The organism is Vibrio sp. Vb2960, from assembly GCF_033337665.1.
GTDB classification, from domain to species: Bacteria; Pseudomonadota; Gammaproteobacteria; order Enterobacterales; family Vibrionaceae; genus Vibrio; species Vibrio alginolyticus.
On record NZ_JAWORD010000004.1, the window covers coordinates 238,044 to 258,954 of the forward strand.

General features: G+C 44.6%; 17 protein-coding genes, 1 rRNA gene and 1 other annotated feature. Of the genes, 9 read left to right on the top strand and 9 right to left on the bottom strand.

Annotation, left to right across the window (positions count from 1 at the left end):
* Positions 1 to 31: 31 nt before the first annotated feature.
* On the bottom strand, positions 32 to 1,144 hold the full coding sequence (locus R7O03_RS05485) for an anhydro-N-acetylmuramic acid kinase (RefSeq protein WP_318131565.1): 1,113 nt from the start codon (positions 1,142 to 1,144) through the stop codon (positions 32 to 34).
* A gap of 99 nt (positions 1,145 to 1,243) precedes the next feature.
* Between R7O03_RS05485 and nagZ the strand changes: the two genes are divergently transcribed.
* The 3 genes from nagZ to tyrA all read left to right on the top strand — a co-directional run bounded on the left by nagZ (position 1,244) and on the right by tyrA (position 4,660).
* Positions 1,244 to 2,227, top strand: a complete 984-nt coding sequence (gene nagZ, locus R7O03_RS05490; RefSeq protein ID WP_005381905.1) for a beta-N-acetylhexosaminidase — start codon at positions 1,244 to 1,246, stop codon at positions 2,225 to 2,227.
* A 207-nt stretch (positions 2,228 to 2,434) separates the two neighbouring features.
* Positions 2,435 to 3,511, top strand: coding sequence for a 3-deoxy-7-phosphoheptulonate synthase (locus R7O03_RS05495; RefSeq protein ID WP_005381904.1), 1,077 nt, complete (start codon positions 2,435 to 2,437; stop codon positions 3,509 to 3,511).
* A 21-nt stretch (positions 3,512 to 3,532) separates the two neighbouring features.
* The gene (tyrA, locus tag R7O03_RS05500) at positions 3,533 to 4,660 is read left to right on the top strand and encodes a bifunctional chorismate mutase/prephenate dehydrogenase (protein WP_005381901.1); all 1,128 of its coding nucleotides are present in this window, start codon (positions 3,533 to 3,535) and stop codon (positions 4,658 to 4,660) included.
* A 77-nt stretch (positions 4,661 to 4,737) separates the two neighbouring features.
* Here the strand turns inward: tyrA and R7O03_RS05505 are convergent, their stop codons facing one another.
* The 3 genes from R7O03_RS05505 to ettA form a co-directional block, all read right to left on the bottom strand.
* Complete coding sequence (locus R7O03_RS05505; RefSeq protein WP_005381900.1) at positions 4,738 to 5,739, bottom strand: M23 family metallopeptidase; 1,002 nt, start codon at positions 5,737 to 5,739, stop codon at positions 4,738 to 4,740.
* A gap of 39 nt (positions 5,740 to 5,778) precedes the next feature.
* Entirely contained in the window at positions 5,779 to 6,138 is a 360-nt protein-coding gene (locus R7O03_RS05510) for a PilZ domain-containing protein (RefSeq protein ID WP_031781006.1), read from the bottom strand.
* 230 nt (positions 6,139 to 6,368) lie between these two features.
* On the bottom strand, positions 6,369 to 8,036 hold the full coding sequence (ettA, locus tag R7O03_RS05515) for an energy-dependent translational throttle protein EttA (RefSeq protein ID WP_005381894.1): 1,668 nt from the start codon (positions 8,034 to 8,036) through the stop codon (positions 6,369 to 6,371).
* Positions 8,037 to 8,400: 364 nt separating this feature from the next.
* Here ettA and sltY point away from each other — a divergent pair, with 364 nt between their 5' ends.
* Both sltY and trpR read left to right on the top strand, forming a co-directional pair.
* Complete coding sequence (gene sltY, locus R7O03_RS05520) at positions 8,401 to 10,347, top strand: murein transglycosylase (RefSeq protein ID WP_411977463.1); 1,947 nt, start codon at positions 8,401 to 8,403, stop codon at positions 10,345 to 10,347.
* 13 nt (positions 10,348 to 10,360) lie between these two features.
* On the top strand, positions 10,361 to 10,669 hold the full coding sequence (gene trpR / locus R7O03_RS05525) for a trp operon repressor (protein WP_005381892.1): 309 nt from the start codon (positions 10,361 to 10,363) through the stop codon (positions 10,667 to 10,669).
* A 110-nt stretch (positions 10,670 to 10,779) separates the two neighbouring features.
* Here the strand turns inward: trpR and yjjX are convergent, their stop codons facing one another.
* From yjjX to bamD, 5 genes are all read right to left on the bottom strand, one after another.
* Entirely contained in the window at positions 10,780 to 11,313 is a 534-nt protein-coding gene (gene yjjX / locus R7O03_RS05530) for an inosine/xanthosine triphosphatase (RefSeq protein WP_171345756.1), read from the bottom strand.
* 24 nt (positions 11,314 to 11,337) lie between these two features.
* Positions 11,338 to 12,516, bottom strand: coding sequence for a prephenate dehydratase (gene pheA / locus R7O03_RS05535; RefSeq protein WP_047103903.1), 1,179 nt, complete (start codon positions 12,514 to 12,516; stop codon positions 11,338 to 11,340).
* A 12-nt stretch (positions 12,517 to 12,528) separates the two neighbouring features.
* Positions 12,529 to 12,650, bottom strand: a sequence feature (Phe leader region).
* A 108-nt stretch (positions 12,651 to 12,758) separates the two neighbouring features.
* A complete protein-coding gene (gene hpf, locus R7O03_RS05540; RefSeq protein WP_005381889.1) occupies positions 12,759 to 13,085 on the bottom strand; it encodes a ribosome hibernation-promoting factor, HPF/YfiA family in 327 nt (108 codons plus the stop codon).
* Between the two features lie 325 nt (positions 13,086 to 13,410).
* A complete protein-coding gene (locus tag R7O03_RS05545; protein WP_309474001.1) occupies positions 13,411 to 14,892 on the bottom strand; it encodes a lytic transglycosylase F in 1,482 nt (493 codons plus the stop codon).
* A 148-nt stretch (positions 14,893 to 15,040) separates the two neighbouring features.
* Entirely contained in the window at positions 15,041 to 15,769 is a 729-nt protein-coding gene (gene bamD / locus R7O03_RS05550) for an outer membrane protein assembly factor BamD (RefSeq protein WP_005381876.1), read from the bottom strand.
* A 136-nt stretch (positions 15,770 to 15,905) separates the two neighbouring features.
* Between bamD and rluD the strand changes: the two genes are divergently transcribed.
* The 4 genes from rluD to R7O03_RS05570 form a co-directional block, all read left to right on the top strand.
* Positions 15,906 to 16,883, top strand: coding sequence for a 23S rRNA pseudouridine(1911/1915/1917) synthase RluD (gene rluD, locus R7O03_RS05555; RefSeq protein ID WP_206958067.1), 978 nt, complete (start codon positions 15,906 to 15,908; stop codon positions 16,881 to 16,883).
* Position 16,884: 1 nt separating this feature from the next.
* Positions 16,885 to 17,613, top strand: coding sequence for a peptidoglycan editing factor PgeF (pgeF, locus tag R7O03_RS05560; protein WP_206958069.1), 729 nt, complete (start codon positions 16,885 to 16,887; stop codon positions 17,611 to 17,613).
* Positions 17,614 to 17,757: 144 nt separating this feature from the next.
* Positions 17,758 to 20,331, top strand: a complete 2,574-nt coding sequence (clpB, locus tag R7O03_RS05565) for an ATP-dependent chaperone ClpB (protein ID WP_005381873.1) — start codon at positions 17,758 to 17,760, stop codon at positions 20,329 to 20,331.
* A 505-nt stretch (positions 20,332 to 20,836) separates the two neighbouring features.
* A 16S ribosomal RNA gene (locus R7O03_RS05570) occupies positions 20,837 to 20,911 on the top strand; the annotation flags it as partial.

Here is a 20,911-nt window from a genome sequence, read left to right on the forward strand (position 1 = left end):
ATTAAGCCTTTTTGTTTAGGATCTATTGCCCTTAATTTTTTGAATAGAGTACACCCAGTGAAGCGAGACGACTTGCCCCCGTAACTTCCGGTAAGTTGCTAGGGAGGTCGTGAATATGGCGCTGCGCAAGCCAAGCAAACGCCATTGCTTCCATGTAGTCGCCATCAACGCCTTTTTCTGCCGTTGTCGCAACGCTCCATTGTGGCAATAACTTAGCTAGTCGCTGCATCAAAAGTGGGTTTCTTGCTCCACCGCCACAGACCAATAGTTGAGGTGTGATGCCATGAGAAAACTTGTCGACTTCGTTGGCAATGGTAATTGCAGAATACTCGCAAAGTGTACTTTGTACGTCTTCGATTGGTAAATTGTGATGGGCCAGTTGTTGATGCAGCCAGTCAATATTGAACAGTTCTCGTCCGGTACTTTTAGGGGCTGGCATGGCGAGGTAAGCTTCTTTGAGTAATTGAGTCAACAAAGTAGCGTTTACCGTTCCTTTAAGTGCAAATTGTGCATCTTCGTCGAAGCTTTGCCCTTTATGCAGCGCACACCATGCGTCCATCAACATATTGCCCGGGCCTGTGTCATAGCCAATGACTGGTTGTTCTGGATGCAGTACAGAGATATTGGCAATGCCTCCAATGTTAAGCACCACAGTTGTGGAATCCTGCATCGCAAAAATGCTTTTATGGAAAGCAGGGACGAGTGGGGCACCTTGTCCACCTAGCGCCATGTCTTTACGACGAAAATCCGCTACCGTATCAATGCCTGTCTTGACCGCGATAATGTTGGCATCGCCCAATTGAGTGGTAAACGGCAAGTTTCCGGTAGGCTGATGGAACACTGTTTGACCGTGATTACCAATCGCACGAATTTGCTCTGCGACGTAACCAGACTTATTGAGCAGCTGTAACACGGCATCTGCAAATAGGTGGCCGAGCTGGTGGTCAAGTTCACCTATGGTTTTTAAATTTGTTGCTTGACCGGTACAAACAGATAACAGCATGTCTTTTAGCGCTGCGGGCATTGGGTAGTCGTCGTGCGCAATCAGGCGAACATGCTCATCGCTTATTTCAACTAGAGCGGTATCAACGCCATCCATACTCGTTCCAGACATCACACCAATGTACAGTTCGTTAAATTTCATAGCCGATCTCGTCAATTCTTCATTCACTTATTGTAAAGCAAATCTGAAGCGAATAACCTCATCGAATACGAGATATTCAGCCGATTTTGAGGAGAAAACATGGGACCGTTATGGGTTGACGTTGCGGGGTATGAACTGACCGCTGAAGACAAAGAAATCTTGGAGCATCCTACGGTTGGTGGCTTAATTCTATTTGCTCGCAACTATCATGATAGCGAACAGCTTCAAGCACTTACTCAATCCATCCGAAAGGCGGCTAAGCGCCCGTTTTTGATCGGTGTGGATCAAGAAGGCGGCCGAGTGCAGCGCTTTCGTGAAGGTTTCTCATTAATTCCTGCTGCTGATGAGTACGCTAAACATCAAAATGGTGAAGAGCTTGCTCGTATGGGCGGTTGGTTAATGGCAGCAGAGCTGATTGCCCATGATATTGATTTAAGCTTTGCCCCGGTACTTGACCAAGGCCATCAATGTAAAGCGATCGGTAACCGCGCATTCGGTGAAGATGCCGATACCATTCTTCGCTATAGCACTGCATATATGCAGGGAATGAAGAGTGTTGGCATGGCAACGACAGGCAAGCACTTCCCTGGACATGGTGGCGTGATTGCAGACTCACATCTAGAAACACCATACGATGAGCGCAGTGATATTTTTGAACAAGATATGGCGATCTTCAAAGCGCAAATTGATGCCGGTATTTTAGATGCCATGATGCCTGCTCACGTGATTTTCCCACATTATGATGCTCAACCAGCCAGCGGTTCTGAATACTGGTTAAAACAGGTCCTGCGTCAGCAATTGGGTTTTAAAGGTTTGGTTTTTTCGGATGACTTGACCATGGAAGGCGCTGCGATTATGGGCAGCCCAGCCGAGCGAGGTGCTCAAGCATTGAGAGCTGGTTGCGATATGTTGTTAATGTGTAATAAACGAGAAGCGCACGTTGAAGTATTAGACAACTTACCGGTTTCAACCGTGCCACTCGCGGATGGATTACTGAAAAAACAGTCATTTTCTCCAAGCGAACTTAAGCTATCTCAAGAGTGGAAAGCGGCGAGTGAAGCGATGAAACGCTTGACTAGCTAAACCTCTTGTAAAAGATTCAAAACAGCGATGAGAAGCCAAAGTTAATTATACTTTGGCTTTTCATTTGACTGTAAACTTTAGTTTACACTAAATGTTTTTTATTCTGTACGCTTGTTTTTCTTTTTTAGCCTGTTATCTTGTCGTTAAAGCTTAGTTGTCTCACCAAAGGTTTGGTTTGGTGTAAAAATAAATATACAGGTTAGAGTTATGCAGAAAAGTGAGTTGAGCAATATTAATATTATCGAAGAACAGGTTCTTATTACTCCGGAGGAACTAAAAACCAAGCTTCCTTTGAGTGAAAAAGCACGTCGCTTTATTCAAGAGTCTCGTCAAACTATCGCTAATATTATTCACAAGAAGGATCACCGCCTGCTTGTTGTATGCGGTCCATGTTCTATCCACGACGTAGAAGCGGCGAAGGATTACGCAAAGCGACTTAAAGCACTCTCTGAACAACTAAGTGACCAACTGTATATTGTTATGCGTGTTTACTTTGAGAAGCCGCGCACCACGGTCGGCTGGAAAGGCCTGATCAATGACCCACACCTAGACGGCAGTTTCGATATTGAACACGGTCTGCATGTTGGACGCGAACTTCTGGTGGAGTTGGCAGAGATGGAAATCCCGCTCGCGACTGAGGCTCTAGACCCAATTAGCCCACAATACTTGGCGGATACTTTTAGCTGGGCAGCCATCGGTGCTCGTACGACGGAGTCACAAACTCACCGTGAAATGGCAAGCGGCCTGTCTATGCCAATCGGTTTTAAGAATGGCACCGATGGCAGTTTGGCAACCGCAATTAACGCGATGCAAGCTGCGTCCTCTAGCCACCGTTTTATGGGAATTAACCGTGAGGGACAAGTCGCACTGTTGACCACCCAGGGCAATGCTAATGGACATGTGATCTTACGTGGCGGCAAGCAAACTAACTACGATTCGGTATCAGTCACTGAGTGTGAGCAAGAGATGGCGAAATCTGGTCTTGATGCTTCATTAATGGTGGATTGCAGTCACGCCAACTCACGTAAAGATTACCGTCGCCAGCCATTAGTCGCGGAGGATGTGATTCATCAAATCCGTGAAGGCAATAAATCTATTATCGGTCTTATGATTGAAAGCCATATCAATGAAGGAAATCAATCTTCTGACTTAGCTCTTGAAGAGATGAAATACGGTGTATCTATCACTGACGCATGTATCAATTGGGATTCAACTGAGGCACTATTACGTCATGCACATGAAGAGCTAGTGCCTTTCTTAGAAAATCGTCTAAAGGCTAATTAATACAGGATTTAAGGAACATCAATGGCAGTTGAACTTAACGCATTACGCGATCAGATTGATGCAGTCGACAAGCAAATGTTGGAGCTATTGGCTCAGCGTTTAGCGCTCGTAGAGAAAGTTGGGGAAGTAAAAAGCGAACATGGTTTGCCAATTTATGCTCCAGACCGCGAAGCGGCGATGTTAGCTTCTCGTCGCGCTGAAGCTGAAAAAATGGGAATTCCTCCACAGCTTATTGAAGATATTCTGCGTCGAACAATGCGTGAGTCTTATGCCAGCGAGAAAGATTCCGGTTTTAAGTGTTTGAACCCTGATTTACGCTCAGTTGTTATTATTGGTGGTAATGGTCAATTGGGTGGCCTGTTTGGGCGTATGTTCAAATTGTCGGGCTACCAGGTCAAAGTTCTCGGCAGTAAAGACTGGGATCATGCGGATGAGATTCTAGACAACGCGGGTTTAGTCGTGGTCACGGTGCCGATTCATCTAACGGAAGGGGTGATCGAAAAACTGGGGAACTTGCCGCAAGACTGCATTCTGTGTGACCTGACTTCTATCAAGTCGAAGCCTCTGCAAGCAATGTTGAATGTGCACCAAGGTCCTGTGGTTGGTTTGCACCCAATGTTTGGCCCAGATGTTCCGAGCCTTGCCAAGCAGGTTATTGTGTACTGTGATGGCCGTGGTCACGAGCATTACCAATGGCTATTGCAACAGTTTGGGATTTGGGGCGCAAGCTTGTGCCAAATCGATGCACAAGAGCACGATCATGGCATGACGTTGATTCAGGCGCTGCGCCACTTCACGTCGTTTGCTTACGGTATGCACCTTAGCAAAGAGAATCCGAACATCGATCAGTTGTTGAAGTTAAGCTCGCCAATCTACCGCCTTGAATTGGCGATGGTGGGACGACTGTTTGGTCAGGATCCGAACTTGTACGGTGATATCATTTTCTCTTCTCAAGAGAATATCGATATGATCAAGCGATTTCATCAGCGTTTAGGTGATGCGGTAGCGATTCTGGATAGCAGAGACAAAGCGCGATTCATCGAAAGCTTTAAGCAGGTGAGTGATTGGTTTGGTACTTATTCTCAACAATTTATGAATGAGAGCCAAAACTTACTCAAACAGGCGAATGATAATATTCATCGCGGCTAATCACGGGTCATTTAGCCGTGCAGAGTCCGAAACAAAAAGAGCAGCGTAAGCTGCTCTTTTTCGTGTTGATGGACAAATCAGTTCGTCGCAGTATTACTCGTATCTTCACTTGATACTGTGTTGATACTGGTATCGCGATAGGGTGAATTGGTTAAATTGACTTGTAGACGTACAACGTTATCAATCAATTGAACCAAAGGTCCCCATTTCACTTTTTTCTCTTTTTCAAAGACGTCATTGAAGTTTTCTGGCGTCCACTCCATTAAGTATTGAGGGTTGAGTGCTCGTCCGAGGAAGCGTACTTCATAGTGCAAGTGTGGCCCTGTGGAGTTGCCAGAGTTACCGCATTGAGCAATGATGTCGCCTTTACTAACAAACTGACCGCTTTTCACTTTGAAGCGTTGTAGATGAGCAAAGGAGCTCATAAAGCCAAATGAGTGACGAATGGTGACATAGTTACCATAACCACGATTGCTCGGGCGAACGGTTTCCACCACACCGTCAGCCGGTGCCAGGATCTCTTCTCCTCTTTTACAAGTCAGATCGATACCAGTATGAACATGCCTCTTACCTGAAATCGGATTAATACGACTGCCGTAAGAAGAAGAAATACGTTGGTATGTGACTGGACTGTCATTTGGTATCAAACGGAACATCGTCGCTCGAACAGCAGAATCGATAGCGGCTGCGTCAATTCGCTCCTCTAACCCCATGCTGTTCTCATCGATCATCAACTCTTCGTCTGCGAGACCTAAAACCGATTCAACGTCGAATACCCGTTTGCCCAATAGCTGAATTTGATTGTTTTTGTCCGTCAAAGACTGGGAAAGCGAATGATTGGTATCAAGCTGTTCTTCGTAAAGAGCCGTCACTTCGGCCTTTTCACTTTCCAGTTTGGCGATGATTTGTGTTAGTTCGTCTTTATTGTGCATCTGCTGCTGATTAAGGTACCACGCGCCACCAACGACGGCGGGTAATGCTAATACTGAAGCAAATACTGCTAGGACCGAACTGCGGCCCAAATAGAACTGCTGATCGCCGTCTTTCGTCGGGATCTGCATGATGATTTTTTTAGACATAGTTATTGTTACTTAAATAGGCGTTCATTTATTTTTCTCCTAAAAACCAGAGAGGTGCTCTAACTCTCGATTCAGAAGGTCGTTATTGCCTACATTCAACTCTATAAATCGTTTTAGTTGGCTAATGCTTTCGATGTCTACCTTAGCGATCTTCAACCTAATCTCACACTTAGAGACATTCACAATTTGCGCTTTTAACGTAATCACTTGTTCGGATTGATCAAATGAAAAAGTCACATGGACTGGAAGGGTTGGATCCAAAGCCTCAGTCTCTTCCACTTTCATGAGTAAACCATGCAAGGAAAGATCTTGAATCCTAGCTTCAATTGCCAAGTCACGTTGTTCTATCTTAGCTGGAGCTTGATGGAGAATACGTGAAAAGCGTCGTCTCTCTGTCATATGAATATTCTCGTCAGGTCGTCAAACAGAATTGAATAGTATATCAATACGAACAAAAAGTGTTCGATTGTTGTTTGAAAAGTGTCGAGGTCGCTACAGAGTGACGTAAGTGCAATGTCATGTTCTTAACGAACGAGACGGGCTAATGAGCTCTTTTTATAACAAAGAAAACAAAGGCCGCTATGATAGCGGCCTTTGTACAAATTACAATCAAACTTTGTGGGTTGCGATTACTTCGCAATACGCTTGTATTTGATACGGTGTGGTTCTGCGGCTTCAGGACCCAATGTTTTCTTCAACCAATCCATGTACTCTGTGTAGTTACCTTCGTAGAAGTTAACTTGGCCTTCGTCACGGTAGTCAATGATGTGGGTCGCGATACGGTCAAGGAACCAACGGTCGTGCGAGATAACCATTGCACAACCAGGGAACTCTAGTAATGCTTCTTCTAGAGCACGCAGTGTTTCAACGTCAAGGTCGTTGGTTGGTTCGTCGAGTAGCAACACGTTGCCGCCCGCTTTAAGCAGCTTCGCAAGGTGGACACGGTTACGCTCACCACCCGATAGTTCACCAATAATCTTTTGTTGGTCACTGCCTTTAAAGTTAAAGCGTGAACAGTATGCGCGAGCTGGGATTTCGAAGTTGTTGATCTTAATGATATCAGCACCTTCAGAGATCTCTTGGAATACGGTTTTAGAATCGTCCATGCTGTCACGGAACTGATCGACCGATGCCAGTTTTACTGTATCGCCCATCTCAATTGTGCCCGAGTCTGGTTGTTCAGTACCACTTAACATCTTGAATAGCGTCGATTTACCTGCGCCGTTAGCACCGATGATACCAACAATCGCACCTTTAGGGATGCTGAATGACAGGTCATCAATCAGAACACGACCGTCAAATGACTTGGTCAGGTTCTTCACTTCAATAACCTTATCACCTAGACGCTCACCTGGTGGGATAAACAGTTCATTGGTTTCATTACGTTTTTGGTGATCAGAGCTTTGCAGTTCTTCAAAGCGAGCCATACGTGCTTTTGACTTCGCTTGACGACCTTTAGGGTTTTTACGTACCCACTCAAGCTCTTTCTCGATAGTCTTTTGGCGAGCACTCTCTTGGGAGGCTTCTTGTTGTAGACGAGCGTCTTTTTGCTCCAGCCATGAGGTGTAGTTGCCTTCCCATGGGATACCTTCACCACGGTCCAGTTCTAAGATCCAGCCCGCAGCGTTATCTAGGAAGTAACGGTCGTGGGTGATGGCTACTACGGTACCTGTGTAATCCACTAAGAAGCGCTCTAGCCAAGCCACTGATTCTGCATCTAGGTGGTTGGTAGGTTCATCAAGCAGTAGCATGTCTGGCTTAGAAAGTAGCAAGCGACAAATAGCCACACGGCGGCGTTCACCACCTGATAGGTGCGCAATTTTTTGGTCCCATTCAGGTAAACGTAGTGCGTTTGCTGCACGCTCAAGCGCATTTTCTAGGTTGTGACCATCTTTCGCTTGGATAAGGGCTTCTAGCTCGCCTTGCTCTTTTGCAAGTGCGTCGAAGTCTGCATCTGGTTCAGCGTATGCTGCGTAGACTGCGTCCAAACGTTTCAGAGCGTCAGCAACGTCAGCAACCGCTTCTTCAACAACTTCACGAACGGTTTTTGATTCGTCTAATACTGGTTCCTGAGGTAGGTAACCTACGTTTAGACCAGGTTGTGGACGCGCTTCACCGTCGATATCCGTGTCGATACCTGCCATGATACGTAGCAGTGTGGATTTACCTGCACCGTTCAGACCTAAAACACCGATTTTCGCACCAGGGAAGAAGCTCAGAGAGATGTCTTTAAGAATTTGACGCTTAGGTGGCACAATTTTGCTCACCCGCGACATGGTATATACGTATTCAGCCATTGCCGATCGTTCCTAAATTAACTGTCATTCAAACCCATCATTTTATACCAAGTGCTTTGTTTTTGTTACCGCATTGCAAGAATTTCCCTAACGAATGGATTTCTTATTTTGAGCTGACCGGAAACTTACACGGTTAGGGTATACACTTTTGTTATTCGTTAAGAATGACGAAGTGTTTTCTATGCGAGTTAGAAACGCTTTGTCTCCATCGTCTTAAAAGTTTGACGAGTACAATTTTTAATACACTAAGTTGCTTTACATGGACATCTGCATTCTGTGTAAATAGATGCATGTGTGAAAATTGCCTTAACATCACATGAACTCTAACAAAACTAGGCTTTAGGGCAGTATATGTCTGGGGAAAATGACACAAATGAGATTCAACGTATCTGAATTGGCTAAAAACGTATGCTGCGCCGCCGCGTTGTGTGCTATGAGTTTGAGTGCTAATGCCGCGCTGAGTTTGGAAAAGCAGCGCGAAGTATATGAGCAAGCTCAAGATTTATTAGATAAAAATGACATCGACGGATACCTTTCGATTCGTCCTAAAATTTCTGACTATCCACTAACGCCTTATGTGGATTACCGCACTTTTATTAGACAGTTACCGGAAAAGTCACCACAACAGGTGAACGAGTTTATTTCTGAGCACGAGTCTTTTCCATTTTCTCGTCGAGTTCGCGCTCCATACCTCAATCATCTTTATAAGCAAAAAGATTGGAAAACCATTACTGAGTTTCAAAAAGTCATTCCTAGTGGTGAGCGTTACCAATGTATTTTCTACGTCGCTCAATTAAAGCAAGGCAAGAAAGTCGCGGCGTTTAAAGGGGCTGAACATATGTGGTTACGTGGCATCAGCATTGCTGATGAGTGTGACCCATTATTTGAAGCATGGGACAAGGCGGGTGAGCGTACCGATGAACTGATTCTACAGCGTATGTTACTGGCGTTTGATGCTCGTAATGGCGGTTTGATGAGTTACTTGCTCAAACTGCCTAAATCAGCGCAGGCAAAGCAACAAGCCAAAGAAATGAAAGCGTTGTTTGATAATCCTTCAAGTGTTGCGGAATTCGCGAAGAAAAAACCTGCGAATGATTTTAATCGAGCGCAAAGTGAATATGCGTTAGAAAAGTTGGCTCGCATGAACACTAGCCAAGCACAAGGTGCGTACGATGCCGTCATTAAAGGACAGAAGTTTTCTCCAGAAAAAGCGCAAGAACTTGCCGACTATATTGCATTTCGATTGACTCGTACGGAGTCTGAGTCATTAGCTAAATGGCGCGATGATAAAACGAAAACCAGTCAGTACTTACCGTTGATTGAAACGCGCATCCGCTTAGCGATTCAAAATGCAGATTGGAAAGGCGTACAAGAGTGGATTGCTGTTCTAAATAAAGAAGAACAAGCCACGCTACGCTGGCAATATTGGCTTGGAAGAAGTGAAATAGCGTTAGGTGATGACATCGCGGGGAAACAGCGTTTAGCAACTCTGCTTGGGCAACGAAACTTCTACAGTGTGGCTGCCGCCAATGCAATCGGGCAATCAATCAAATACCCAACGCATACGGTTAAGTTGGACAAGAAAGTTGTTCAACCCTATCAAGACTCGCTAGCTCGTATCGAAGAGTTGATCGCGACGGATAAAATCGCAGCAGCGAAGAGTGAATGGGCACACTTACTGCGCCGCGTAGGGAAAGATGAAAAGGCGATGTTGGCGGCTTATGCATCATTTAAACGTTGGCATAACCTAACGGTGACCGCGAGTATTCAAGCGCAGATGTGGGATAATATCGAACTTAGGTTCCCAATAGCACACCGCTGGTGGTTTAACTTTTATGCGAAAAAGCACAACATTGATCCCATCACGATGATGTCTCTCGCTCGACAGGAAAGTGCGTTAGATGTTGAAGCCCGCTCTCCAGTTGGCGCTCGTGGTCTTATGCAGATTATGCCTGCGACGGCGAAGTACACGGCACGTAAATATAAGTTGAGTTATCAAGGTACGCAGGATCTCTACAATGTAGGAAAAAATATCGAGATTGGTAGCCATTATTTGCAAGGTTTATTAGAGGATTACGATAATAATCGTATTTTTGCTCTTGCTGCTTATAATGCAGGTCCTAACAGAGTAAAAACGTGGCGAGAGCGTACCCAAGGAAAAGTGGATGCTTATGCCTTTATTGAGGCAATTCCATTTAAAGAGACGCGCGGTTATGTACAAAACATCTTGATGTTTGAAACATACTATCGTGATCTTTTGGGTATCGATGGCGCGTTCTTGAATCAACATGAGATCAATACCAAGTATTGAGTGAGGTAACTTGATGTCGCACGAACCCGAGTATAAAGACTGGCAACAGATTATTGAGCTAATTCGAACAAGTATGGGCACCCAGCAAGATGACATGCTGTTAACTATGCTGATGTCACGTGATGAGAGAGAGTCATTAATATCACGCGTTAATATAATTAACGAACTTCTTAAAGGAGAATTATCTCAACGTCAGATCAGTCAGATGCTTGGTGTGGGCATTGCCACCATTACTCGAGGCTCTAACGAACTAAAGTCGAAATCTGATGAAGAAAAAGACAAGTTGAAAGTCTTGTTAGAACAAGTTGCGGTATCTAAGTAGACAGTATATCCAATTTGCTTTTAGGCCTTGGTGTTACAAGTGACTAAGATAATGTATTACAAAGGGCGGAAATATCCGCCCTTTTGCGTATCTAGAGAATAGGCTGAGTGTTATAAATTTGAAGGAAAGTGCTCAGGGTTTGTGAATGGAATCAAAGCCAGAATCAAGGCTTGGTGATAGACCGAGCTTCGAGTTAGCTGGTTTTGGGTTAGCAGGCTAATAGCGCCACCTTTCTGTTTGATATTATCAGTACCAAACACTTCGTCCATTACATCTCCCAACTCATTCGCATCCTTGAGTTTTTCCAAGACTTTTGGCGGCAACATTAAGCTTGCAGAACGAGATTCACCGCGGTGAGTCTCTGACTCAACCACCATCCAAGCAAACGTCACGTTTGCTTCAATTCCCGCTTCGAGACCGACATAGTAATCCGCGTTTGGCATCTCTACTTTTGCGTTTTTAACGCGGTTTAGCGCACCACGATGAGTTTCTTCATTCGTCATGGGCTGATCTGCGACCTCACTCGGTACACTGATGCCAACGAAGTTGAACTCTTGATGCGGAAATGCATTACGAAATGCACTTTGAACTGCATTAATTTTGGCTGGGTTTAGCGATGCGATTACGACTTTTTGGGTTACCATGATCTTTTTACTCACTGGTGTCTATTAACTCAATTTCACTTGCGTAGGCTTTACGTTCTCACTCGGGTAACAGCCTAAAACTTTCAAGTGCTTAGTGATTTTTGTTAGCTCTTCAAGTGCCTGTTGCATTTCTGTCGAAGCAAGATGTGATGTCAAGTCTACGTAGAACATCTCTTCCCACGGGTTCCCCATAATTGGGCGTGATTCTAGCTTGGCCATATTGATGCCGTAACGTTGCAGCACTAATAGTGTTTCAACCAATGAGCCTGCCTCTTGGGAGGTCGACATGATCAATGTGGTTTTTGCTGGAATCTGAGTAGAAACTTCAACCGGTTTACGAGCAACCACGATAAAGCGAGTATGATTTTCGGTTTGGTTTGCGATGTTGCCTTGAATTGCTTGCAAGCCATATAGCTTACCGCTTGATGCATTACCAATTGCAGCCACATCATCACGATCCATCTCTTGGACTTTCTGCATTGCATCTGCTGTGCTCGCGCAGGACTCCAGCTTTACTCCTTTCATACGGCTTAAAAACTCACTGCACTGTTGGTGTGGCTGAGGGTGAGAATACAGCGTTTTAATATCTTCCAGACGAATGTCTTTTTTCGCAACCAAGCAGTGTTCGATTGGTTGAGTTAGCTCTCCAACGATGTAAAGCGTCGTGTGTTGTAGTAAGTCATACACTTCATTAATAGAGCCTGAGCTGGTGTTTTCGATTGGCAGAACGCCATAATCAGCATGGCCAGATTCAACCGTTTGAGTCACTTCTTTAAAGTGCTCGCAGTTGAGCTCGATAAGCTCCGTATTTTTACGACTGAAGTATTCGCGACTTGCCAAGTGCGAATAAGAGCCTTTGGCTCCTAAAAAAGCGACGCGAGCAAGTGGCTTACGGCTTTGCTGTGGGTTAACGAGATTTTGCAGATAACTTTGTTGAAGCAGAACTGAGTCTTCAATGATGGTATGGAAAAGTTTGGTGATGTACTGCGCGTCAAGTTCGTATTTATCTTGGCCATTAGAAATCAGCTTGACCAATAATTGCTGTTCACGGACGGCGTCGCGAACAGGCTTTGAGGTTTGTACTTTGCTTTTGGCTACTTCAATGCTGAGTTTACGGCGCTCAGACAATAAGCTGAGAAGTTGGTCATCCAACTCATTCAAGCGTAAACGAATTTCTTCGAGGGAAATAGGTTGGTCAGTCATCAATTCTTTCCTTATAAAAAAGCCTCCCGATTTGGGAGGCTTTCTGTTTGTTTTTGACTTTTCTTTCACAAACGAGTTCGCCCCTCCAACTATGGGAGGAAAAAGAAGTCAAAAATAAACAGTGAGGTTAAATGCATAAATAGTGCTTAATTTATGAGTGTTTAAACACAATAAGCAAGGCTGGGGAGAGCGTCAAGCAAAAAAATAGCGCCTTTCGGCGCTATTTCCTCAATCTGTTCAGTTTACTCTTCTTCTTCCACTAGCTCAGGCTTACTTGCACGTCGAGCTTCAGGTTTGTGGGTCAGCTTGTTCAATTGTCGTTCTAGTTTTTGCTCCACTTCGTTGATAGCTGCGTAAAGATCTTCGTGAGTTGCTGAGGCAATGAGCTGGCCTTTAGGAACTTTGATAACCGCTTCGAATTTCTTCTGTTTGTTTGGTTCCTCACTGAAAGTTGCTTGGCAACCAATTAGGTCTACTTGCCATTTCTCCAGTTTTTTAAATTTGCTCTCAATATGAGCTCGGATTGCAGAGGTGATTTCGATGTTTTTGCCAGTGATATTCATTGTCATAAGTGTTTTTCCTCTGTTGCATCCCTCATGGGTTGAGTTCAGATTACCGCTTTAAGCATAAAAAAATGTGATTCAGATCATTATTTTGCTCGGGTTTTTTATGATGAAAAATGAATGTGATCTCACTCAAGAACTTCTGAGATTTATCGTGAAATTGCTTGTTATCGGTTAGTAAATCCGTAGATTGAATAGAGTACTCAGCTGAAAACGGCCTCGTTTTTAGGGAAGTTTTACGGCCTAATATTTGAGGTGGTTAAAATTTAACTACACGTAAGGTGTGATGACGATCACTGAGTCTTTCCAATGAATCCATTTAAAAAGCCGCTTACTGTACAAGCGGCTTTTTACTGTCTGGCATTTGGCTGACTTTTCGTAGCGGTATCATGAAAATGGGGTCTTTTGGGGCTAGTGAAACCCTTTCTAGACTTTTGACTTGGTCCAAACTTTCTAGTTGTTTGTATATTATGTAGTAGCGATTAATGCTTGTGACGTACCCAACCGTTGAGCTTAAACTTTTCCGCATAACGACTTCCACGTTATTAAACCAAACATTAGGATCGTAACCTTGTTGGGCTGCACGCTTACGAATACGCTCTACATTGCCGGGGCCCGCATTGTAAGCCGCCAATGTAAAGTAGAGTTTATTTTGTGCAGTAATATCAGGATCACTGAAGTACTGCTTACGCAAAAAAGCTAAGTATTTCACTCCAGCATGAATGTTGTTTTCTAATTGTCGAACATTTTTGATATTGATATTCGGATCTTGAGCGGTGCTGGGTAGGACTTGCATTATGCCAACGGCACCTCGGCTTCCAACTAGGTCGTTATTAAATCCTGATTCCTTGTAAGCGATTGCAGCGATCAGTAAATAGTCGATATCGTATTTCTCACCATAGCGTGAAAATAGCGCTGCGAGTTTTTCTAGTTGAGCAATTTTCTTAGGGTTAAGAGCTCTGTTCAACCATCCCGTGTTATCGATGTATTTACCGTAAATAACGTTACCGAGTAGTGTCCCAGAGCGAGACTTCTGGATGAACTTATTCACGACGGCTTTTAATTTGGGACTATTTTCTCGCATTGCCCAAGCAATTTTGCCATTTTTGCGGATAGGGATTTTTTTGTGAACCCGAATATCATCCATCACTTTCAGCCAAAGCTTGGCTTTATGGCTATCGAGAACAATGGCTTTGACGTAACCATTGTTGAGCATTCCGACCAGCTCATAATCTTGAAGTGTTTCTTCAATAAAGTGCACGATAACAGGCGGTAAGCCTTTTTTGTTTAGTTTCTTATTTAGTGTCTGAATGCTTTCAAAGTAGCTAGAACTGGCGCGCACCCAAATCTCTTTGCCGCTCAGTTGTTCGATTTTCGTCATCGTTGGTGTGCTTTTGTTTGTCACTACCCACTCTTGAATACCAGTGAGGATGGGTGAACTGAACTCCACTTTCTGTTTGCGCGTGTCGGTAATAGTCAGGTTGGCGACAACTAAGTCACCTGAACCGTTTTCTAAGGCTGGCAGTAGCTGGTCGCGGGCAACAGGAATAATTTGTACGTTAAGCTTTGGTTTGAGTTTACGAAGGTCTTTTTCGAAATGCGCCAGCAATTCCGCGCCTATGCCTTTTGGTGTGCCGCCCTCAATGTAGTAAAAGCCTAAATCAGCAGAAACTAAGACGCGCAGTACATTCTTCTCCTTGATGACATCGAGGTCTCCGGTATAAGGAGGCTGTTTGAGCGGCGAGATTTGCAGTGCGCAAACGGAAGCAGACAATAGGAGCAGCATAACTGCGCAAAGCTTAGATATCGTCACGTTCACATCCTTTTTATAAAGGGGGGAGGAGAACTTTAAGCATATGTGGAGCTAGGAAGATCATCAAGAAAGGGCTGAATACACTATTGAGAGTAATAAAAAACCGCCACGGTAAAAACGGTGGCGGTTCAGTTTAAAGCAAGTTCAATTACTTCACAGGGTTGAGCTCGATAAGCTTTTCAGTTCTTGCTACGGCGTCTTCCAAACCAAGTTGCTTGTAGGCCTCTAACTGGATAGTCAGTGACTTACGTGCAGCTTCTGTGTCTGGATACGCTTTTTGTAGCTCTTGGCTACGATTAATAGCAGCGACCCAAGCTTCACGGCGAAGGTAGAAGTCAGCAGTCGCTAAATCATAGTTCGCTAGACGGTTTTTCAGCGCGACCATACGTTTTTGTGAATCTTCTGCATATGGGCTATTCGGGTAGCGTTGAAGCAGTTTTTTGAAGTCATCAAACGCTTTTTTTACCGGTTCAGGATCGCGATCGCTTCGATCTACGCTGAATAAATCATGCATAAAGTTACGATCTTGCGCCATGTGGCTTAGACCTCGCATGTACAGCACCCAATCCATCTTTTCATGGGTTGGGTTTAAACGCATAAAGCGAGAAATGGTTGCCAAGCCCAAAGCAAGGTCGTCGTTTTTGTAGTACGCATAGATTAGGTCAAGCTGCACCTGTTCTGAGTAGGCACCGAATGGGTAACGTGAGTCTAATGCTTCCAGTTTCTCAATTGCAGAAAGCCAATTACCACTTTGAAGAGAAATCTGTGCGTCTGCATACAGTTCCGAAGGCGGCACATCAGGAACGATTTCTTCTTTGCTTGCACATCCAAACAGAAGGGATACCGCTAAAAGGCCTGTTAAAGTCTGACGTTTCATATCAGGAGTCTGTTCCTTGAATCTAAATATTTCTTAAGCTGCCGTTACTTTCTTTCCAGTAACAGATACAATGACGTAATAGTCTATTTTTTCACAGTCGTGAGCATTAGTCTCACAGTTTTTAAAAAAGTTCGATATGGCTCAGCAGATTGTATTAACAAATACCGTAAAAGATAGCCAGTTAGGTCAACGTTTAGACCAAGCTATCGCCGAATTATTCGCGGACTTCTCTCGCTCGCGCCTAAAAGAGTGGCTGCTTGATGGGAAAGTTCAAGTTGATGGTGAAGTTGTCACTAAACCTCGTACCAAAGTAATGGGTGGCGAGGAAATTACATTGCAAGCCGAGTTAGAAGATGAAGAACGCTGGGAAGCGCAAGATATCCCGCTAGATATCGTCTATGAAGATGAAGATATTATCGTTATCAACAAACCTCGTGACTTTGTGGTTCATCCGGGCGCTGGTACGCCTGATGGCACTGTACTTAATGCGTTGTTGCATCATTACCCTGATATTGCAGAAGTACCTCGTGCAGGTATCGTGCACCGTTTGGATAAAGACACCACGGGTTTGATGGTGGTGGCGAAAACCGTTCCTGCACAAACTCGTCTGGTTCGCGCACTGCAAAAACGTAATATTACTCGTGAGTACGAAGCGATCGCTATTGGTCGTATGACTGCGGGCGGTAAAGTGGATCAACCTATTGGTCGTCACTCTACTAAGCGCACGCTTATGGCGGTGGCACCAATGGGCAAACCAGCCGTAACGCACTACCGTGTTGCTGAACGCTTCCGCGAACACACGCGTATTCGCTTGCGTCTAGAAACGGGTCGTACGCACCAGATTCGTGTGCACATGTCTTACCTTCAGCATCCGTTGCTCGGTGATATTGCATATGGTGGACGTGCTCGCATCCCGACAGGTGCGTCTGAAGAGCTAACGGCAATGATCCGGGGTTTCGATCGCCAAGCATTGCACGCAGTAATGCTGCGCTTTGAGCACCCAATTACGAGCGAAGTTCTTGAGTTTCATGCTCCAGTGCCTGATGACATGGTGGTGATGACTGAAGCGCTTCGTCAAGATACAGAAGAGCACGGCTTACCGGAAGAATTCTAATATGAAGACGATCATTCCGAATTGGCCAGCGCCTAAAAATGTCAAAGCTTTCGCCTCAACACGCATAGGCGGATTTTCGACAGGCCCTTACCAAGGGCTAAATTTAGGTACTCACGTTGGGGATGATTTGTCTTTAGTAGAGAAGAACCGAGCTTGGTTGGCGCAACAGGCAAGCATGCCAAATGCGCCAATCTGGTTAAACCAAACGCATTCAACCGTTGTGGCTCAAGCAAATGAACCAACAACACAGGTGCTTGATGCGGATGGTGTATTTACTTCTTCAAGCCATGTTGTTTGTTCAGCGATGACCGCCGATTGTTTACCTTTATTATTGACTAATACACAAGGTACGCAAGTAGCCGCAGTTCACGCAGGTTGGCGCGGCTTAGCAAATGGCATTGTCGAAAATGCGTTAGCGTTGTTTTCTGGTGAAGTGATAGCGTGGCTTGGCCCCGCCATTGGCCCTCAAGCCTTCGAAGTGGGTGAAGATGTTCTGCAAGCTTTTGTTGATTTTGATTCACAGGCGAATCAAGCATTTGCTCCACGCGATATCGACGGTAAATGGTTTGCTGACATGTCGGTGCTGGCAACGCAACGTCTAAACCGGGCTGGTGTGACACAAGTGTTTGATTCTGGACTTTGTACTTACCAAGATAAAGCCTCTTTTTACTCTTATCGCCGTGATGGTAAGACTGGTCGACAAGCAACCTTTATTTGGATCGAAGACTAGCTATAAGCACCAAAGTGCTAAGATGCATACTACTATTTTTGCAAAGCTATCTTTATTCATTCACTCCCTTGAAATTCCCCACCCGAGTATCCATCTTTCTAACTGTCAAAAGAATTTCCTTTAGTTGAGGTTAGGAAGGTAGATATGCGTCTTGATCGATTCACAAGTAAGTTTCAAATCGCTATCTCTGATGCTCAATCACTAGCGTTAGGGCGCGATCATCAATATATCGAGCCAGTTCACCTCATGGTGGCTTTGCTTGATCAAAATGGCAGTCCAATTCGTCCATTGCTTACTATGCTGGATGTGGACGTAACGCATTTACGCTCTAAATTGAGTGAAATGTTAGATCGATTACCAAAAGTCAGTGGCATCGGTGGGGATGTTCAGCTCTCTAGCTCGATGGGCACATTGTTTAACCTGTGTGACAAAGTGGCGCAAAAGCGTCAAGACTCCTATATCTCGTCTGAAGTCTTCCTGCTTGCCGCTTTAGAAGATCGCGGACCATTGGGGCAATTGCTCAAAGAGATCGGCTTAACAGAGCAAAAAGTCAGCCAGGCAATCGAAAAGATCAGAGGTGGTCAAAAGGTCAATGATCCGAATGCAGAAGAGCTTCGTCAAGCATTGGAAAAGTTCACCATAGACCTTACCGAACGTGCAGAGCAAGGTAAATTGGATCCGGTTATCGGCCGTGATGATGAAATCCGTCGTACTATCCAGGTATTGCAGCGTCGTACTAAAAACAACCCTGTGATTATCGGTGAACCAGGCGTAGGTAAGACAGCAATTGTTGAAGGCTTAGCGCAGCGCATAGTTAACAACGAAGTACCTGAAGGTCTGCGTGGTCGCCGTGTGCTGTCATTAGACATGGGCGCACTGGTTGCTGGTGCTAAGTACCGTGGTGAATTTGAAGAGCGTTTAAAATCAGTATTGAATGAACTTGCTAAAGAAGAAGGCAACGTCATCCTCTTCATTGATGAACTACACACTATGGTCGGTGCTGGTAAAGGTGAAGGCTCAATGGATGCGGGCAACATGCTAAAACCGGCATTAGCTCGTGGTGAGCTGCACTGTGTTGGCGCAACAACATTGGATGAATATCGTCAGTACATCGAAAAAGATGCAGCATTAGAACGTCGTTTCCAAAAAGTGCTGGTGGATGAGCCGACCGTTGAGGATACCGTGGCGATTTTACGTGGCTTGAAGGAGCGTTATGAGCTTCATCATCACGTCGAAATTACTGACCCAGCGATTGTTGCTGCGGCGAGCTTGTCACATCGCTATGTCTCCGACCGTCAGTTGCCGGATAAAGCGATCGACTTAATCGACGAAGCGGCTTCAAGCATTCGTTTACAAATTGACTCTAAGCCAGAGTCCTTGGATAAGCTTGAGCGTAAAATTATCCAACTCAAAATTGAGCAACAAGCACTAAGTAACGAGCACGATGAAGCGAGTGAAAAGCGTTTGAAAGCGCTTAATGAAGAACTCAATGAAAAAGAGCGAGAGTATGCTGAGCTAGAAGAGGTTTGGAATACAGAAAAAGCAGCTCTTTCTGGCACTCAACATATTAAGTCTGAGCTTGAACAAGCTCGTATGGACATGGAGTTTGCTCGCCGTGCTGGCGATCTAAACCGTATGTCGGAGCTTCAATATGGTCGTATTCCTGAACTTGAGAAGCAGTTAGATCTTGCAACCCAAGCTGAAATGCAGGAAATGACGCTATTGCGTAATAAAGTAACCGACAACGAGATTGCAGAAGTACTTTCTAAGCAAACCGGCATTCCGGTATCCAAGATGCTAGAAGCGGAAAAAGAGAAACTACTTCGTATGGAAGACGTGCTGCATAATCGTGTGGTAGGGCAAAGCGAAGCGGTCTCTGTTGTATCGAATGCCATTCGTCGTAGTCGAGCTGGGCTTTCTGATCCAAACCGACCAATTGGCTCCTTCTTATTCTTAGGTCCAACTGGTGTGGGTAAAACAGAGCTTTGTAAGACACTTGCGAGCTTTATGTTCGACAGCGAAGATGCGATGGTCCGTATCGATATGTCTGAGTTCATGGAGAAACACTCAGTGGCAAGATTGGTGGGTGCGCCTCCAGGCTATGTCGGATATGAAGAGGGTGGTTACTTAACGGAAGCGGTTCGTCGCAAGCCGTATTCGGTAATTTTGTTAGACGAAGTAGAGAAAGCGCATCCGGATGTATTTAACATTCTGCTGCAAGTTCTCGATGATGGGCGTTTAACGGATGGTCAAGGTCGTACTGTTGACTTCCGTAATACGGTTGTGATCATGACATCTAACTTGGGTTCATCTCGTATCCAAGAGAATTTCGCAACATTAGACTATCAAGGTATCAAGAGTGAAGTGATGGATGTGGTTAGCAAACACTTCCGCCCAGAGTTCTTGAACCGTGTTGACGAAATCGTGGTGTTCCATCCACTTGGTCAAGAACACATTAAGTCCATTGCTTCTATTCAATTGGAACGTTTGGCGAAACGACTAGAGGAGAAAGGCTATCAACTAGAAGTTTCCGACAAAGCGCTCGATTTGATCGCTCAAGTTGGTTTCGATCCTGTGTATGGTGCGCGTCCTTTAAAACGTGCAATTCAGCAGAATGTCGAGAACCCGTTAGCCAAATCAATTCTGTCTGGTGAAATCGTTCCAGACAAGACAGTGCAGCTAATTGTTACTAATGACCAAATTTGTGCTCATCAATAATTGTATGGATACAGTAAAATTGAGATAAAAATCACACTAAAGGGGCCGTTTGGCTCCTTTTCTATAGTTTTTTAGAGTCTTTTGTCTGTTTTCTATACGAATAAACTAAAAAGGTGAGTTTTTTTAAAAAATGCACTTGTGTTCTTTAATGAACTCCCTATAATGCGCCTCCGTTGTCACGGGAAAGCAAGTGAAGTGGAACCTAAACAACTACGGTTAGTGAGTTAAAATTAACTCGCAGATAAATAACTTAAAAAAGTGTTTGACACGATAAGTTATCTAGCTAAAATAGCCGTCCACTTTGAAGAGAACTTCGAAGTGTGCTCTTTAAAAATATAGACCTATCAATCTGTGTGGGCACTCGTTGATGATAATCCAATTCGATACTTCGGTATCAAATTAGGTTTCAATGATACGAAGTGACCATTGAATCGAAAGATTCAGCACAGTCAATTCAAACATTACTTATGTAATGTTCAGTATTCATTGAGCCGAACAAAATCTTAAATTGAAGAGTTTGATCATGGCTCAGATTGAACGCTGGCGGCAGGCCTAACACATGCAAGTCGAGCGGAAACGA